Annotated in this window: 14 protein-coding genes; 9 read left to right on the top strand and 5 right to left on the bottom strand. The window is 62.4% G+C overall.

Annotated elements, in window-relative coordinates; genetic code table 11:
- Entirely contained in the window at positions 1 to 720 is a 720-nt protein-coding gene (locus tag Q1V51_RS10000) for a hypothetical protein (RefSeq protein ID WP_300555910.1), read from the top strand.
- Complete coding sequence (locus tag Q1V51_RS09995; protein WP_300555908.1) at positions 704 to 4,066, top strand: hypothetical protein; 3,363 nt, start codon at positions 704 to 706, stop codon at positions 4,064 to 4,066. The genes Q1V51_RS10000 and Q1V51_RS09995 overlap by 17 nt, the downstream gene beginning before the upstream one ends.
- 53 nt (positions 4,067 to 4,119) lie before the next feature.
- On the opposite strand, the gene fliP is transcribed toward Q1V51_RS09995, so the two are convergent.
- Together fliP and Q1V51_RS09985 are read right to left on the bottom strand one after the other, a co-directional pair.
- A complete protein-coding gene (fliP, locus tag Q1V51_RS09990; protein WP_366522736.1) occupies positions 4,120 to 4,830 on the bottom strand; it encodes a flagellar type III secretion system pore protein FliP in 711 nt (236 codons plus the stop codon).
- Between the two features lie 43 nt (positions 4,831 to 4,873).
- On the bottom strand, positions 4,874 to 5,197 hold the full coding sequence (locus Q1V51_RS09985) for a flagellar biosynthetic protein FliO (RefSeq protein ID WP_300555904.1): 324 nt from the start codon (positions 5,195 to 5,197) through the stop codon (positions 4,874 to 4,876).
- Between the two features lie 108 nt (positions 5,198 to 5,305).
- On the opposite strand from Q1V51_RS09985, the gene flgB reads away from it, so the two are divergent.
- Genes flgB through Q1V51_RS09970 form a run of 3 tightly spaced genes read left to right on the top strand, consistent with a single transcriptional unit; the run spans position 5,306 to position 6,516 of the window.
- A complete protein-coding gene (flgB, locus tag Q1V51_RS09980) occupies positions 5,306 to 5,740 on the top strand; it encodes a flagellar basal body rod protein FlgB (protein ID WP_300555902.1) in 435 nt (144 codons plus the stop codon).
- A 16-nt stretch (positions 5,741 to 5,756) separates the two neighbouring features.
- Positions 5,757 to 6,170, top strand: a complete 414-nt coding sequence (gene flgC / locus Q1V51_RS09975) for a flagellar basal body rod protein FlgC (protein WP_300555900.1) — start codon at positions 5,757 to 5,759, stop codon at positions 6,168 to 6,170.
- A gap of 28 nt (positions 6,171 to 6,198) precedes the next feature.
- Positions 6,199 to 6,516: a flagellar hook-basal body complex protein FliE gene (locus Q1V51_RS09970; RefSeq protein WP_300555898.1), complete on the top strand. Its 318-nt coding sequence runs from the start codon at positions 6,199 to 6,201 to the stop codon at positions 6,514 to 6,516.
- Between the two features lie 74 nt (positions 6,517 to 6,590).
- On the opposite strand, the gene Q1V51_RS09965 is transcribed toward Q1V51_RS09970, so the two are convergent.
- Positions 6,591 to 8,474 carry a DUF885 family protein gene (locus Q1V51_RS09965; protein ID WP_300555896.1) on the bottom strand — a complete coding sequence of 628 codons (1,884 nt, stop codon included), beginning with the start codon at positions 8,472 to 8,474 and terminating at the stop codon, positions 6,591 to 6,593.
- 106 nt (positions 8,475 to 8,580) lie between these two features.
- Positions 8,581 to 10,470, bottom strand: coding sequence for a DUF885 family protein (locus tag Q1V51_RS09960; RefSeq protein ID WP_300555894.1), 1,890 nt, complete (start codon positions 10,468 to 10,470; stop codon positions 8,581 to 8,583).
- 112 nt (positions 10,471 to 10,582) lie between these two features.
- Here Q1V51_RS09960 and fliQ point away from each other — a divergent pair, with 112 nt between their 5' ends.
- From fliQ to Q1V51_RS09940, 4 genes are read left to right on the top strand one after another with little or no spacing between them, the layout of a single operon-like run.
- Positions 10,583 to 10,846 carry a flagellar biosynthesis protein FliQ gene (gene fliQ, locus Q1V51_RS09955; protein ID WP_300555892.1) on the top strand — a complete coding sequence of 88 codons (264 nt, stop codon included), beginning with the start codon at positions 10,583 to 10,585 and terminating at the stop codon, positions 10,844 to 10,846.
- Entirely contained in the window at positions 10,843 to 11,595 is a 753-nt protein-coding gene (gene fliR, locus Q1V51_RS09950) for a flagellar biosynthetic protein FliR (protein ID WP_300555890.1), read from the top strand. Before fliQ ends, fliR begins: the two co-directional genes overlap by 4 nt.
- A gap of 12 nt (positions 11,596 to 11,607) precedes the next feature.
- Positions 11,608 to 12,702 carry a flagellar biosynthesis protein FlhB gene (flhB, locus tag Q1V51_RS09945; protein WP_300555888.1) on the top strand — a complete coding sequence of 365 codons (1,095 nt, stop codon included), beginning with the start codon at positions 11,608 to 11,610 and terminating at the stop codon, positions 12,700 to 12,702.
- A gap of 40 nt (positions 12,703 to 12,742) precedes the next feature.
- The gene (locus Q1V51_RS09940; protein WP_300555886.1) at positions 12,743 to 15,280 is read left to right on the top strand and encodes an ATP-binding protein; all 2,538 of its coding nucleotides are present in this window, start codon (positions 12,743 to 12,745) and stop codon (positions 15,278 to 15,280) included.
- Here the strand turns inward: Q1V51_RS09940 and mltF are convergent.
- Positions 15,277 to 16,674, bottom strand: a complete 1,398-nt coding sequence (gene mltF / locus Q1V51_RS09935) for a membrane-bound lytic murein transglycosylase MltF (protein WP_300555884.1) — start codon at positions 16,672 to 16,674, stop codon at positions 15,277 to 15,279. The two genes, Q1V51_RS09940 and mltF, sit on opposite strands and share 4 nt — an antisense overlap.
- Between the last annotated feature and the right edge of the window lie 319 nt (positions 16,675 to 16,993).

Below are 16,993 nucleotides of genomic sequence, written 5' to 3'. Positions count from 1 at the left end.
ATGGCCCCGTCAATTCGCCTCTTCTCCATTATCGCTATCCTGCTGGGCGGAATGTTCGGTCTGAAGGCCATTTCCGTGACCAATGGAACTGTTGACCTGCTCAGCGCCCGTGCCGAAGCGGCGACCATGACCGTTGTTGTGGCTGAAGCGGACGAGGAAGTGCCGGCCCAAGCCGAAGCGATCGAAGAGGCTCCCGCTGAAGAACCTGAGGCCGCTCCTGAGCCGGCACCGGATGCCACGGCGGCGTTCGAGCGTCGAATTGCTTCCGGTATCCGCACCCAGGAAGAGGAAAGCGTGATTCGGGCCCTGGGCCAGCGTCGTGCCGAGCTGGATTCCCGCGAGGCCGAGCTGGATACGCGCGAAGCGCTGATGCTCGCTATGGAGCAGCGCGTTGATGGCAAGATCGAAGAGCTCAATGGGCTGCGTGGCCAGATCGAGACCCTGGTTGGGCAGTTGTCCGAGCGGGACGAAGAAGACATGTCGGTGATCGTGGCTTGGTACAATGCCATGGACGCCCGTAACGCTGCGACCTTGATCCCGGCGCTTGATCCGACCGTGCAGGTCCAGATCGCCTCGCGGATGACCGCCCGGAAATTCGGTGAGATCCTCGGAGCCATGGAGCCAGCATCGGCAGCGGCCCTGACACAGCTCATGGCGAGCCGCGGCGATCTGCCCGAGACGCTGGACGAGCTGGAGGAACGGCTTGCCGAAGACAGCTAGACATACGCGTCTGGCAACCGGGCTCGCACTTTCATTTCTTCTGAGCTCCACCGCACTGACCCAAGCACCGGCGACCCTTTCCGTCGATCGTGACGGGACACGTGCGCGAATTCTCATTGACTATGCCGATGATGTCGGCGACCGCCGTCCTGACGCGGAGGTCGATATCCAGCACACCGTGCTGATCGCGACCTTCTCGGAACCGGTCAGCGCCGATGTTCGTGACCTGGCGTCGCAACTGGGTAGTTTGGCTGCGCGGGCGCGTCTTGACGATGACGGGCGGACCTTGCGGGTCGCCCTCAACCAGGAAGCCGATGCGCATGTGTCGTCCAGCTATGACTGGCTTGCCATCGATCTTGTACCGCCGGGCGCTCCGGCGCCCCAAGCGGTGGTGTCGCCGCGTGAATTGGCTGAAATCGAGGCTGCTGCGCGGGCCGAGGAAGAGGCTGGTCGTGCGCCGGAAGGGCCACCGCCGGTCCCGGCCATGCCGGTTGATCTGCGCATCGGGCAGAATTCCGAATACACGCGCTTGGAACTGATCTGGCCGGAAACGGTCGATTACGCCCTGCGCCAGAACGGCAATATCGCCGAATTGCGCTTTGCCCGGCCCGCCGAGGTGTCCCTGGCGCGCCTGGCAGGCTCGCCGCCAGCCTTGTTGCGGAATGCTCAGGGGCGACGCGAAGGTGATGAGTGGGTCTTGCAGCTGGAGCTGGAAGAGGGCGTGCGCGCCCGGGCCTGGGGCGAGGGCGAGCGTATTGCCATCGACCTTGTCAGCCCTGATGCCGCCAGCGCCCAGAGCCTGCTCGAACAGATTGCCGAATTGCTTCCTGAGGAAAGCGCCGAGCCGCTGGTTCAGGCAGCCGAAGCGATCGCGGAGGCTGAGCCGGACCCGGCCGGGCCCGCGATTTTGACACCGACGGTGACCGGACCGGTGGACGAGGCCCTGGCTCCCGAGCCCGAGCCTGAAATCCGTAATCCGATCCCGGAAAGCGGCATCGTTCGGGTTGCCGTGTCCGAGTTTAACGGCGACCTGCGCACGGAATTCGGTTGGACGGGCCCGGTGGGAGCGGCGGTTTTCCGCCGGGGTGAAGCGATCTGGATCGTGTTTGATACACTGGCCGAACTGGATATGCGCGAGCTGGCCTTCCGCCAGAGCCGTCATGCCAGCGCCCATACCGTTCACAGCGGCGAGGACTATGTTGCTGTGCGCATGGTTGTGCCCTCGACCACCCAGGCCGAAGTCCGTCAGGACGGTGATGAATGGACAGTGGTTTTCTCCGAGCGGATTGATAGCCCGCCGCGCCCGATCAATGTACGCCGCGATGCGCGCCGGGGCCGTCTTGGCCGTATCCTGGTCGATATGTCCAGCCCGCGCGAGGTGCGCTGGATCGATGACCCGATGGTGGGGGATCGTATAGCCGCTGTAACGGCTGGCGGGCCGGTTGAGGGGCTCGCGACCCGCCGTACGTTTGTTGGCGGTGCGCTCTTGCCTTCGGCTCAGGGCATTGCGGTTCAGGCGGTCGCCGATGATGTTGCGGTGTCCATCATTGGTGGCGGTGCAGTTGTCGGGCGGCCCGAGGGGCTCAATCTGACACCCGCTTCAGATGGCGCCCGCAGTCAGGGTGATGCGTCCGTACTGGCGAATATTTCCTCCCCGGCCCTGATGGATTTCGACAATTGGCGCGGTAATGGTTATTTCGCCGACGAGTGGCGCGCCCGGACCCGTAGCGCCGCGGTCCAGAATAGCCCTGACAGCCGCGTCTCGCTCGCGCGCTTCCTGCTGGCCCATGATCTGGCGCCGGAAACATTGGGTATGCTCAACTTGGCCACGCGCGACGAGCCGGATCTGACCAATGACAGCCATGTTCTCGCTTTGCGCGGTGTCGCCAGTTTCATGATGCATCGTCTCGACGATGCGCAGACCTATCTGTCGACACCATCACTGGCCATGGACCCCGCCGCCGATATGTGGCGCGGTATGATCGCTGTGGAGCAGGAGCGCTGGGAGGATGCCCGCCGCCGCCTCGGACGTGGCGAGGATGCGGCTTTCTTCTACCCGCCGGTCTGGCAGGCGCGCTATCAGGCCGCATTGGCTCGCGCGACTCTGGAACTGGGCGATTTCGCATCGGCCGAGCAGCATCTCTACGCCATCGAGAATGGAGAGCCGGACGAGCAAACCCGGCTGGACGGACAGTATATTTCCGCTCGCCTCGCCGAGGCCAATGGCGATCTCGACACCGCCATCACCCGTCTTGAAGAGCTGGCCGTGTCCGGTAATCCGCCCATGGAAGCAAGCGCCATCTACGAGATGACGCGACTCAAGCTGGCCGATGGCCGGATCGAGCGTGATGCCGCTATCGAGGAGCTGGAGAACCTGCGTTTCCGCTGGCGCGGCGACAGTATCGAGAGCGAGACCATCCGCACGCTGGGCCAGCTCTATGTCGAGAGCGGGCAATATGGCCGCGGCCTTGAAACCATGGCCATGGCACAGTCGCGGTTCGCCGGCAATGAGAGTGAGCGCCGTATCTTTGAGGACATGAACTCCATCTTCCGCCGGCTCTTCCTGGAGGGCGAGGCGGACCGGATGGATCCGATCGAAGCTGTGGCTGTCTTCTATCAGTATCAGCACCTGGCCCCGATCGGCGCCGATGGCGATCGCATGATCCGGCGCCTCGCCGACCGCCTGATTGCCTTTGACCTGCTCGACCCGGCCTCCGAGCTGTTGCAGCATCAGGTTGATAACCGTCTGCGCGAACCGATTGCTCGTGCCCGTGTCGCCACTGATCTCGCCGTGGTCTATCTGATGGACCACCGCTATGAAGACGCGCTCAACACCATCCGCCGCTCCCGCGTCGCAGGGCTGCCCTCGCAGCTCGTCGATGAACGCTATCTGCTCGAGGCCCGCGCCTTGTCGGAGATGGGCCGTGTTGATGCTGCGCTGGACCTGATTGCCGATGACCGCAGCGATGCCGCGGGCCGGCTGCGCGCCGACATCGCCTGGGATAATCGCGACTGGGAGGAGACCGGTCCGCGGATCGAGCGCCTGCTCGGCAACCGCTACCAGAATCCGGCGCCGCTCACCCCGCCGGAGCAGAATGATGTCATGCGCGCGGCCATCGCCTACTCGCTCGCCGGCGATCGGACCAGTGCGCGCCGGCTTGGCCAGCGCTTCGGCGAGATGATGGATGCGACGGACCAGGCCGCTGCCTTCGCGCTCCTGACCAATGACAATGCCACCCCGGGTAACGTCCGCTTCAATGATCTTGCCGGCCGCATCGCCGGGATCGATACGCTGGAAGCGTTTATCGCACCGTTCAGGGCGCGCTTTAACGGGGAAGGGGCCTAGCGCCCAATCTCAATCTCGATGAAAGCCAGTGCCCGGACTCCCGTCCGGGATGGTCATCCTCCAGGTAATGTTCCGAAGCTCTGCACCAGCGAGCCGGTAACCAATCGCCACCCGTCCACAAGCACGAAGAAGATCAGCTTGAACGGCAGGGAGATGATGATTGGCGGCAGCATCATCATACCCATCGACATCAGGATCGAGGCGACCACGAGGTCGATAATGAGGAAGGGGATGAAGAGCAGGAAACCGATCTCGAAGGCGCGGCGCAATTCGGAGATCATGAAGGCCGGTGCCACGACCCAGAATGAGGTCTCCTGTGGTGTTTCAGGGATCGGGTCCTGGGACATGTTGATGAAAAGCTCGAGGTCGGCCTCTCGCGTATGCATCAGCATGAAGTCCTTCACCGGCCCGGAGGAGCGGTCGAAGGCCTCCATCATCTCGATTTCGCCGTTCAGAAGGGGCTCGATCCCGTCATTATAGGACTGGGTGAAAACCGGCGCCATGATGAAGGCGGTCAGGAAAAGGGCGAGCGAAATCAGCACCGCATTGGGCGGACTTTGCTGCAGACCCAGCCCGGTTCTCAGCAGTGACAGGACCACGATAATGCGCACGAAACTCGTCGTCATGATGACGATGGAGGGGGCGAGGGACAGGATCGTCAAAAGCGCGATAAGCTGGATGACGCGTTCGGTCAGTTCGCCATCTGATCCGGTGTCGATGGTGACGCTTTGCGCCTCTGCACTGCCACCGGCACCGACCAGCATCGCAATGCCGGTCGCAAAGAGCAGAAGATAGAACCAGAAGCCCTTACGCATCAGGCATCTCCTCAACGGCTGCCGGGCGTGGGGCCGCCGGCTGGGTTTTCACGAGTGTCTCATTCGTGGCGCCTAGGAGGAGGAGATGTTCCTCATCATCGACCTCGACGATGACCATGCGCCGGCGCGGGTCAAGCACCAGGGTTTCGCGGATCTTCATGCGCCGCTCGTCAGGCTTGAAACCGGCCAGTCCGGTGACGCCCTGTAGGATCCAGCCGCGCTGAACGGCCATGGCAAACAGGCCCAGAAGGCCGAGCAGGCCCGCCAGCACGAGCATGGCGAGAAGATATTGCGTCCAGTCCACCGCGTCGGTCATCGAGAAGCCGCCTGATACATGGGATATTCGCCTTCTGAGGTGATGCGGTTAAACCGGCGTTAACCGTGCGCGCGCAGCCTTAACACTGGTTACGAAAGGGATTCGCTGATGCGGCTCGACAATGTGCCGATTCTGGCGCTCCTGCGCGAAAATATGGGCTTCAATGCTGAGCGGCAGCGCGTTATCGCGGACAATGTCGCCAATGCGAATACGCCTGACTTCACGCCGCAGGATCTCGACGAGAATGCATTCATGAGTGCGCTGTCGCGCGAGATGGGTCAGGCCCGTGCAAGCGGCGGCAATCTCGAGCTGCGCACGACGCAGGCCAATCACATTCAGGGCAATTCCGGCGGCAGTGTTGCGCGGACCTATTCCACGTCCGACAGCCCTGACAGCGAAACCACGGTCAACGGCAATTCTGTTGTGGTGGAAGAACAAATGGTCCGGGCTCAGGAAACCCGCATGCGCTATGAAAGCGCTTTGAGCCTCTACCAGAAAAGTATCGGCCTCCTGCGTGTCGCTATCCGGCGGCCGGGCGGCTAGATGAGGAGCATGATCCATGGCTGGTCATAACGATACGATGCAGATTTCCGCGGCAGGCCTTCGTGCCCAGGCCGCGCGCATGCGCATCATCTCGGAAAACATCGCCAATGCCGATTCCACGGCGCGCACGCCCGGCGGTGATCCCTATCGCCGTCAGATCCCGGTCTTCGAGGCCGAGCTGGATCGCGTGACCGGCGTGAATACGGTCCGCATGACTGATGCGGTGCCGGACATGTCCTCGTTCAAGATGGAATATAATCCGGGCCATCCGGCTGCGGACGAACAGGGCTATGTGCGCACCACTAATGTCCAGTCTCTCGTCGAGATGATGGATATGCGCGAAGCGATGCGTACATACGAAGCCAATCTGAACATGATCGAGAACCATCGCCGCATGATGGACCGGACCCTCGATCTTCTGCGCCGCTAAAAGCGACGTACAGCTGGAGTAGAAAACCATGGCTGCCGACCTTTCCGCCCTTCAGGCCTACCAGGCCGCCGCGCGCGCAGCGCAACAGGTCACGCCCGGCGGCGATAGCGCCGCGGCGGGCTCTGCCAATATCGATTTTGGCGGGCTTGTCACCGATGCTGTCGCCAGCACCCAGGAAACCCTGGCCGGGGCTGAAGCGATGACCCAGGCCAGCCTGACTGGTCAGGCTGACCTGATCGATGTGGCAACCGCCGTCTCGGCCGCCGAGATTACTCTGGAAACGGTCGTCGCTGTGCGTGACGAGGTGGTGAAAGCGTACCAGGAAATACTGCGCATGCCGATCTAGGCTATCGAGGCCCGATCAAATCAAAAAAAGGCCGCCCTGATGGGCGGCCTTTTCTGTTACGGCGACGCGGACGCTTACTGCGCCGCGAGCGTGCGCTCGACATAGGCGTCGATCTGTTCTTCCAGAACCGCCAGGGGCAGGGCGCCTTCGCGCAGGATGACATCGTGAAATTCGCGGATGTCATAGGCGTCACCAAGACGCTCCTCGGCATCGCCACGCATGCGCAGGATCTCGTTTTTGCCGATCTGGTAGGCCGTCGCCTGGCCGGCAAAGACGATGTAGCGGTCAATCGCGTTGATCGAGTCGCCTTCCGGGTTCGGCGTGTTTTCCAGCAGATAGTCGACGGCTTCCTGACGAGTCCACTGGTGGTAGTGAAGGCCGGTGTCGACGACGAGACGGCAGGCGCGCCAAAGCTCCATCGCAAGGCGGCCGAAGTTGGAATAGGGATCGGAATAGAAGCCGAATTCTAACGGGAAGTACTCGGTGTAGAGACCCCAGCCTTCGGTGTAGGCCGTATAGCCGCCAAAGCGACGGAAGGACGGGATGCCTTGCAGCTCCTGCATGATCGCCAGCTGCATGTGGTGACCCGGCGCGCCTTCATGATAGGCGAGGGCTTCCATCTGGTAGATTGGCATCTGGGCCATATCGCGCAGATTGGCGTAGTAGACGCCCGGACGCGATCCGTTCGGAGCCGGACGCTGATAGAAGGCCTTGCCCGCGGACGCTTCACGGAACGGCTCGACGCGACGCACTTCCAGCTCGGCCTGCGGGAAGGTGTTGAACATCTGCGGCAAGGTCTCCGTCATCGTATCGATCAGCGCGGTGGCTTCATCGAGATACTGCTGACGGCCTTCATCCGTGTTCGGATAATAGAACTGTTCATCGGTCCGCATGAACTCAAAGAAGTCCTGCAGCGAGCCCTCAAAACCGACCTCGGTCATGATGTCCTGCATCTCGCCATGGATGCGGGCCACTTCGGACAGGCCGATCTGATGGATCTCCTCAGCGGAGATATCCATCGTCGTATAGCCATTGAGCAGGTAGTTGTAGAACTCCGCACCGTCCGGGTGCTTCCAGACGCCGTCATCTTCGCTGGCTACGGCTTCCTGCTCTTCAAACAGGGCAATGATGCGCTCATAGGCCGGCTGAACCACACCGGTGAGGGCGGCTTCGGCCTCACCGATCAGGCGGGCCGTCTCGTCTTCGGAGAGCTCGAGCGCGGTGACCTTGCGGCGGAAATCGCCCATCAGAGGGCTATCCGTCTCGCTGGCGTCAAACGGGGCGCCGGAAATGACATTGCGCGATGTCTCGATCATTGGCTGATAGGTCCAGCGCGGCGTGTAAACGCCCAGCTCGGCGGAGCGGCGCGCATTGGCAATGTGCTGGTCGAGATAATCACCCATGCCGTTGAGGCGGCCGATATAGGCTTCGGCATCTTCCAGCGTATCGACGCGATGATTGTTGATCAGGAAGGTCGGCGTGTTCATGTGCGGGCCGGAGCGCGGCGTGAACGTGTAGCCGTGATCCACCCAGCGCTGGCCGTCCTGGTCGCGCAGGGCGTTGCGTTCGAACAGGCGCCAGGAAATCTGGGCGCTTTCATCCAGCTGATCAAAGTCGAAATTCGCCAGCATGTATTGATAGTTCTGCTGCCCGATCTCGTAGCTTTCCTGGGCAAACTCCGGCGAGGCATCGCCCCACTGGTCGTAATTCGTCTTCATGCCCAGGAAGGTCTGGTACATCGGGCTGCGCGCGATGCCATCCTGGAAGACCTGTTCGAACCAGGCATTCAGGCGTGCGGTTTCCGTTTCGGCGGCCTCATTGGCGACCTCAGCGGCCGGTGCTGCGGTTTCGGCGGCCGGGGCAGCGGCTGTGGTGGCATCGTCATCGCCCGGCTGAGAGCAGGCGGTGACGAGAACGGCGATCGAGGCGCCGAGCGCGAGGCGTTTGATCAAAGACATGGGTACTCCCCTCGAGTGAACTGGCTGCGCCAGAATTTAAGTCTTTAAACGGACAAGGCCAGCCCCTCATCAGGGCCGGCCTCACCGCATCGTATTGGGTCCCGGTCTAGCCGGCCTGTTTTTCGGCGATGTAGTTCTCGACCAGCTCTTCCAGCAGGCTCAGCGGAACAGAACCATTTGTCAGAACAACATCGTGGAACTCACCCCAGTCAAAGTCCTCGCCGAGGGCTTCCTGGGCGCGGCCGCGCAGTTCGAGAATGGTCAGCATGCCGACCTTGTAGGACACCGCCTGCCCTGGCCAGACGATGTAGCGGCGGACTTCATTGGCGATATCACCGGCCGGCATCGGCGTGGCCTCGAGCATGTACTCATTGGCCTGCTCCTCGGACCACTGATAGTGGTGGATGCCAGTATCGACGACGAGGCGGGCCGCGCGGAAGACCTCATAGGAGAGGCGGCCGAAGTCCTGGTACGGGTCGGTGAAGAAGCCCATCTCCTTGCCGAGATTCTCGGCATAGAGCGCCCAGCCTTCGCCATAGGCGGAATACCAGGCAAGACGCTGGAACATTGGCGTGTTCTCAAGCTCCTGCGACAGGGCGACCTGGAAATGGTGCCCCGGAGCGCCTTCATGGAAAGCCAGGGACTGCATGAGATAGGTCGGGTTGTCGCGCATATTGGCGAGGTTGACATAATAGGCGCCCGGACGCGTGCCATCGAGTGAGCCCTGCTCGTAGAACGCGCCGGTGGCCGTCTCGATGCGATAGGGCTCGACAGCGCGGACATCCATCTGGCCTCGCGGCAGCTGGCCGAAATACTGCGGCGCCACGACCATGAGTTCGTCAATCATGGCGGCGGATTCGTCGAGATAGCGCTGACGGCCTTCCTCGGTATCGGGATAGTAGAACTGGTCGTCGGTGCGGACGAATTCGAAGAAGTCCTGCAGCGAGCCCTCAAAGCCGACCTGGGCCATGATGTCGCGCATTTCGCCATGGATACGCTCGACTTCAGCCAGACCGATCTCGTGGATCTGCTCCGCCGTCATGTCGGTGCGCGTGGTGTAATTGCGCAGCTGGCTTTCATAATAGGCCGCGCCTTCCGGCAGGGCCCAGGCGCCGTTATTGGCGCCGCCGGCCAGCTCTTCATGGCGCCGCATGGTGGCGATGAGATCGCGATAGGCCGGGCCGACGCTGTCCGTCAGGGCCGCCGCTGCACGATCCTCAAGGTCTTGTTTTTGCTCGTCGGAAATCTCCAGCGCATCAATCTTGCGGCGGAAATCACCCATCAGCGGGCTGTCTTCACCGCTGTCGTCGAACGGGGCGCCGGTGATCATGCCCTCTGCCGTTCCGATGATAACCGGGAAGGCGAAAGCGGGCGGCACCACGCCATTCTGGGCGCGCTGATCGGCCTGGGAAGTGAACTCCCGCATCAGCGGGCCGAGGCCGTTGAGGCGGGAGATATAGGCTTCAGCGTGCTCGACCGAATCGACCCGGTGATAGCCGATGAGGATGGTCGGCATTTGCGAGTGCGGGCCGAAGAACTGGGTGAAGACCAGGCCGTGATCCCAGAATTCCGCCTGCTGCTGGTTATTGGCGGCGATAAACTCGGCAAAGCGCCAGGAGACCTGGGCTTCCTGGGTCAGGGCTTCGAAGTCGAAATTCTCGTTCATGTAGCGGATGCGGTCGGCTTCGCGCTGCAGGTTGGCGCGGAATTCTGCTTCCGACACATCGTCCCACTGACCATAGGCTTCCATGTCGGTGACCATGCCGAGATAGGTCTGGCCGAGCGGAGAACGGGCGATTTCCTGTTCGAATTCGCTCTGGAACCAGGCGAAAAGGCGCTCGGTTTCGGTCTGCTCGCTGCTCGTTGCCGGCGCAGTTTCAGTGCTGCTTGCGGTCGTCTGCGGCGCGGCCGGCGTGGTGGTTTCGTCTGTTGTCGGCGAACAGGCTGCCAGAACGGCCAGTGCGCTCGCACCGGCGAGAATTTCACGAATGGACATGGGCTGTCCTTCCCCCTCGTTTACCAGAATTGACTCTTTCTTAACGGCGATCCCGGAATGGTAAAGATAATTAACGGTAATTGATTCCTTACCCTGAAAGGCGACGACGGACGTGACCGGCTCCGAGGTTCTCGACTATGCCCGAGAGGCGATCTGGCTGATGCTGGCCATGGCCGCGCCGGTCATGATCATCGGGCTGGCGGTCGGAGTCATTGTCGCCCTGTTCCAGGCGCTGACGCAGATCCAGGAAATGACCCTGGTCTTCGTGCCCAAGATTATCGCCATTTTCATTGCCCTGCTGGTCTTCCTGCCGCTCATGGGGGCGCTGCTGGGCGGTTTCATGATCGCCATCACCGACCGGATCGCCATGCCATGAGTTTCGACCTGCCGGCGATAATCTTTGCGGCCGGTCTGGTCTTCGCCCGGCTCGGGGCGATCTTGATGCTGATGCCGGGCTTCGGCGAGCCGAGCATTCCCGTGCGCATCCGCCTGTCCTTCGCGCTGCTGGTCTGCCTGACGCTGGGGCCGATCCTGGCGCCTTCCATGCCGCCCATGCCGGCTGAGCCGTTAATGATGACCGGCCTGGTCCTCGGCGAAGTGCTGATTGGGCTGATGATCGGCGGTATTGCGCGCTTGCTGATGTCCACCGCGGCGATCGCCGGTCAGGTCATCTCGATGCAGACCGGCCTGGCCATGGCGCAGAGTTTTGACCCGTCGCAGGGGGCACAGGGCGCCCTGATCAGTACCTTCCTGAACCTGGTCTTCATCACCTTGCTGTTCGCGACCAATACGCATCATCTCCTGTTGCAGGCCGGGGTGAATTCCTACGCCATGTTCCCGGCCGGGGAGTTTCCCTCTATGGCGGATGCGGCCAACTGGGCGCTGCAGGCCTTCATCGACACCTTCCGGATCGCCATCCAGATCGCCGCGCCGCTGATCGTCTTTGGCCTCACCTTCTATTTCGCCCTCGGCATCCTCTCGCGTCTGATGCCGCAATTGCAGATCTTCTTCGTCGCCATGCCCGCCAACATCATGTTCGGGCTGCTCATCCTCCTCATCGCCATCGGGGCGATGGCTGCTGTCTGGCTGGAGCGCATGCAGCGCTTCGCCTTCGAGCTGAGCTAGGGAGACCGGTCCATGGCCGAGGGCGAAGACGAAAGTCAAAAAACCGAAGAACCGACCCAGAAACGGCTTGAGGACGCGCGCAAGAAGGGTGATGTCGCCAAGTCTCAGGAAATCCCCGGCTGGTTCATCCTGATGTCGGCGCTTCTCTTGCTCGCCTTCATTTTCCCCGCCGTTGCGCGACGCATGGCCGGATCAATGCAGGTCTTTTTCGGTGAAGCGCACATGTTTGCGGTCGAGCCGCAGGCCATGATGGGCACCATGCAGGAAACGATCTGGATGATCGCGGCCATGGTCGGCTTCCCGGTCCTGGTCCTGGTCATCGCCGGTTTCGCCGGTCACTACGTGCAGCAGGGCATGCTGTTCACCACCGAGAAAATCCAGCCCAAACTGTCCAAGATCAACCCGATCAGCGGCTTCAAGCGCGTCTTCGGCATGGAGGCAATTGCCAACTTCCTCAAGGGGGTCGGCAAGATGGCGCTGGTCGCGCTGGCCGCTTTCATCGTTATCTATCCCAAGCGGGATACGCTGTCCGGACTGCCTTTCCTGGACGTCACCGCGATCCTGCCAATCGTGCAGCAGACGGCGATCGAGCTGCTGATCGCCTGCCTGGCCGTTTACGCCGTGATCGCGGCGCTTGATTACATGTATCAGCGCCAGACCTTCATCAAACGCAATCGGATGTCACGCCGCGAGGTGAAGGACGAGCTGAAACAGTCCGAAGGCGACCCGATGGTGCGGGCCAAGCTGCGCCAGATCCGCCAGGAACGGGCGCAGAAGCGCATGATGGCCAAGGTCCCCGATGCGACGGTCATCGTGACCAACCCGACCCACTATGCCATCGCGCTGCATTACGAGCAGGGTGAAACCCCGGCTCCGATCTGTGTGGCCAAGGGCGTTGATGCTGTGGCCCTACGCATTCGCGAACTGGGCAAGGAGAATGACGTCCCGATCGTCGAGGATCCGCCACTGGCACGGGCGCTGTGGGCCACGGCCGAACTGGACGAGGAAATTCCTGTTGATCACTTCAAGGCTGTAGCTCGTGTGATCGGCTATGTTCTGTCACTGTCCGGCGGAAATAGACGGGCGCAATATCGCCCGAGCGAGTAGTCTGTAAGCCCTTCTTTCTGATTCGTGCCGGAGTTCCGTCATGGCCGATACCCCAACCGCCAATAGCCAGAACCGAAAGTCCTTCTGGGACAAGCCTTTCGGACGAATGACGCTGTATATCCTCGTCCTCGTCGTGGTCGCGGCGGCCGGTGCGGCCCTGTTCGGCAATGGCGAAGAGGGCTGGGAAGGCTTCATCTTCCTCGCCGGTCTCGCCCTGGCCGGCCTGGTTGTCCTCTACGCCATCGCGGCCGGTGAAACCGCGGGACGGACCCTCCGCAACACCGTGGCGCGCAATGCCATGCCGGCCCCGGCAGAGCTGGGCTATGCCGCCATGGACGTCTTCCCGGACCCGGTGGTGATTACCGATCGCCGCGGCGGTGTGCGCTGGGGGAATGAAGCTTATCGCGCGCTGGCCAAGGCCGCGGGCAGTTTCGGTCAGAGTTTCGGCCTGCCGACCATCGACCGGCTCTGGTCTGGCGCCGGGGGCGGCGACGGCGCCGTCTATCGCTTGGCCCGCAGCGCGGCCAAGGGCGAGACGGGCTGCGAACTCCTGCCGCCCCTGCCACTCAGCGATGGTGAAACCCGGCAATACCGGCTCGAGGCGAAGCGCCAGGATGACGAGCTGATCCTGTGGCGCCTGGCGCCGGTCTCCGGCGAAGATAGCGCCACTTCGGTATCGCTGGCCGACTGGTCCCAGCATGCGCCGGTCGGACTTTTCTCCCTGCGCGCCAATGGCGAGATCGCCATGGGCAATTCCACACTGCGGGCCTGGCTGGGCCTGGCCGAGGGCGAGGCCTTCCCGGCGCTGGATAAGATCCTGGCCGGCGATGCGGCGCGCACCGTCCTCCGCTCGCGCGGCGGTGAAGGGCTGGCGCGGATCGATACCCGCCTGCGCGCCCGCGACGGGATTGAAAGCCCGATCACCATCGTTATCGAGTGGGCCGCCGGCGAAAAGCCTGTTGGCCGCGGTGTGATCTATGGACTGTCGGCTACCGGAGCACCTCCCGGTGTGGCCCAGGCCATGACCCCGGCGAGCAGTGCCGGGCGTACGCTTGATGACATGTTTGCCAGCGCCCCCTTCGGTGTCGTCCGCCTGGACGGTGCCGATCCGGAAAGCGCCATTATTGAAGACGTCAATCCGGCCCTGGTCCAGCTCACGGAGGGCAAGGCGGTGCCCGGCGTGAAATTCTGCGACATCTTCCAGTGGGAAGATGGACGCACCGCACAGGACACCTTCGCCTTCGCCATGACCGGGTCGAGCGAGCCGGCCGAGGCCTGCTTGGCGGCAGAAAAGCCGGTCTACGTCCACCTCGCCTTTGCCCCCTCGCGTGGCGGTAAGCGGGTGGCCTACATCATCGATGTGACCAGCTGGAAGGATCTGGAACGGCAATTCTCCCAGGCCAACAAGATGCAGGCCGTCGGCCAGCTGGCCGGGGGTGTGGCGCATGATTTCAACAATCTGCTCACCGCGGTCCGGCTCAATACGGATGAGCTGTTGAACCGTCACCCGGTCGGCGATCCCGATTATGGTGAGTTGCAGTCAATCAACCAGACCGTGGCCCGGGCCGCCGGCCTGGTGAAGAAATTGCTGGCCTTCTCGCGCAAGCAGACCTTCCGCACCGAGACACTTGATGTCGGTGACATGCTGTCTGAAGTCTCTGTCCTGTTGCGCCAGATCGTCGAGGAAACCGTCAAGCTGGACATTGTCCACGGCCGCAACATGCCGCTGATCAAGGCCGATAAGGGCCAGCTGGAGACGGCGATCATCAACCTCGCCGCCAATGCCCGTGATGCCATGCGCGATCAGGGCGGTGGCGAGCTGATCATCCGGACCAAATCGGTCAAGGACGAGGACGTCACCCGCGCCGGCGCCCCCAGTGTGCGCGACGGGGACTGGGTCGCCATCGAGGTGGAGGACCAGGGCCACGGCATGGACGAGGCGACCCTGTCGAAAATCTTCGAGCCCTTCTTCACCACCAAGGAAGCGGGCAAGGGAACCGGTCTGGGCCTCGCCACTGTCTACGGCATCGTCAAACAGTCCGGTGGCTTCCTGTTCGCCGATTCCGAAGTGGGCAAGGGCACAACCTTCACCATTTACCTGCCGGGCTATCAGCCGACCGAGGAAGAAACCGTCGAGCTGGCCGAGGCCGAGGTGGCCAAGACCGCCGAACCGGCGCCGGCCGACCTGTCTGGCAAGGGCCGAATCCTGCTGGTCGAGGACGAGGACGCGGTGCGCAATATCGCGGCCAAGACCCTGGCCAAGCGCGGCTATGACGTCGTCGAGGCCTGTGATGGCGAAGAAGCCTTCGAGATCCTCGAGGATACGCCGGAAGGCTTCGATCTCCTGATCTCCGATGTCGTCATGCCGGGGCTGGATGGTCCGGGCCTGCTGGAAAAGGCGCGGGACATGCTGACGGAGACACGCATCGTCTTCATTTCCGGCTATGCTGCCGAGCAGTTCTCCAAGACGCTGTCGGAAGAGCAGGACATTTCCTTCCTGCCCAAACCCTTCACGCTGACGCAGCTGGCCGAGAAGGTGAAGGAAGAGCTGACCGCAGCGGCTGCCGCCCAGGACTAGAGCCGGTTGGCTTCCAGCAGGGCGCGGTATTCGCGCACTTTCTGGACATAGGCGACGGGCTCGTAGCCGCGGGCATAGCCATAGCGCAGGCTCGGATAGTATTCCGGGTCGGATAGCAAAGGCAGGGTCGCTTCCAGGTCTGCCCAGCTGTTCTTGTCGCGCCCCAGCCGTTCCGCCAGCGCGCGCGTGTCATACATGTGACCCATGCCGACATTATAGGCAGCGAGGGCGAACCAGAGCCGGTCCTGGCCTGTCACACTTTCGGGCACGCGGCGATAGAGATCGCTGAGATAGGCCACCCCGCCTTCAATGCTCTGGCGCGGATCGGTGCGGTCTTCGATACCGACACGTTCTGCCGTCGACAGGGTCAGCATCATCAGCCCTTCGACTCCCGTGGCGCTGACGGCGTCGGGGTCCCAATGACTTTCCTGGTAGGACTGGGCTGCGATCAATTCCCATTCAAACGGGGAATCATCAGCCGCGAGGCGAAACAGGGCTTCGTATTCAGGCAATCGCGTTTCGACCCGGTTGATGAATTCGGCGATATCGACATAGTCAAAATCGCCAAATCGACCGAACCAGCGCTCGTCGAGTTCCTCGAGAAAGCCGGTGGCGTGGGCGCCGGCAAACCAGGTTTCCAGCGCCTCGCCCAGGCCATCGATCTCACTGTCATAGGCCCAGGCCAGTGATTGTTCCTCGCTCAGATCGAGGCCCACCACCAGATCGGGCAGGCGCCGGCGGGCGAAATCGGCCAGGTGGCTGTCGGCGAGGGTGCAGTCATACCGATCGGCCTGTACCTGCTCCAGCAGGGGCATGGCGGATCCGGCGCCGGCCTCGTCCCATACCAGCCCGCCCAGCATGCGGGCATGGGTTTGCAGCGTGTCGAGATAGCTGGAGCCCTCCAGCGCGACGATACGGGCTTCTGGCAAGCGATCGAACTGGGTCGGAACCGGGCCATTATCATTGCAGACCAGCTGTTCGCGCACCGTGCGATAGGCCGGGCCGAATGCATGCAGGCGGGCGCGCTCTTCCGTGACGGTCAGGTTGGCGGCCGCGATATGACCTTCGCCCGCGTCCAGCGCGGCCAGCAGCGACTCAATATCTTCCATCACCTCGTAGCGGACCGAAACCCCCAGATCGATGGCGAAGGCGCGCACCAGGTCGACCTCATAGCCGGTTGGCGCGCCGGTATCGGTATCGGTGGTATGGATGGTCGGCCCGTCCAGGGTCAGCACGATCAGCCGTCCGCTGATCAGCAGGTCTTCAAGAGAGGCGATTCGGACAGCAGGTTCCGCGGGCGCCGGCTCGACGGGCTGCGGCCCGCACTGGGTCAGGCCGAGTGCCAGCCCTATGACCCCGAATGCCCTGTATAAGCGGCGAAGTTTCAAACCCATGCCATCAGGCTAGCCGGGGTGGGGCCGCGAGGCAATGACGCGACCCGGGATATGGCCCGCAGCAGACGGGCGGAGGGGGTGACAAAGGGGGTGACCGTTATTGTCATGCACGGTGATTAGTATGGACTTATCCGGCGCTTCGGGGACCCTCAAAGGCGCGGGACATAGTCCTGAAGGATAGGAATATGTTCTCCTTGTGTTCCCGGAACAAAGCTGGTACGTTTTTGGTCAGTTGCCCGCCCGATGGCGGCGTGAAATAAGGGAATACGGTTATGAGCAGGGGCGCGATTCGACTCGTGAAAGACGAAGAGATGGATAA

The organism is Maricaulis sp., from assembly GCF_030149235.1.
In the GTDB taxonomy this organism is placed as follows: domain Bacteria; phylum Pseudomonadota; class Alphaproteobacteria; order Caulobacterales; family Maricaulaceae; genus Maricaulis.
This window is presented reverse-complemented; position numbering and strand designations above follow the sequence as displayed.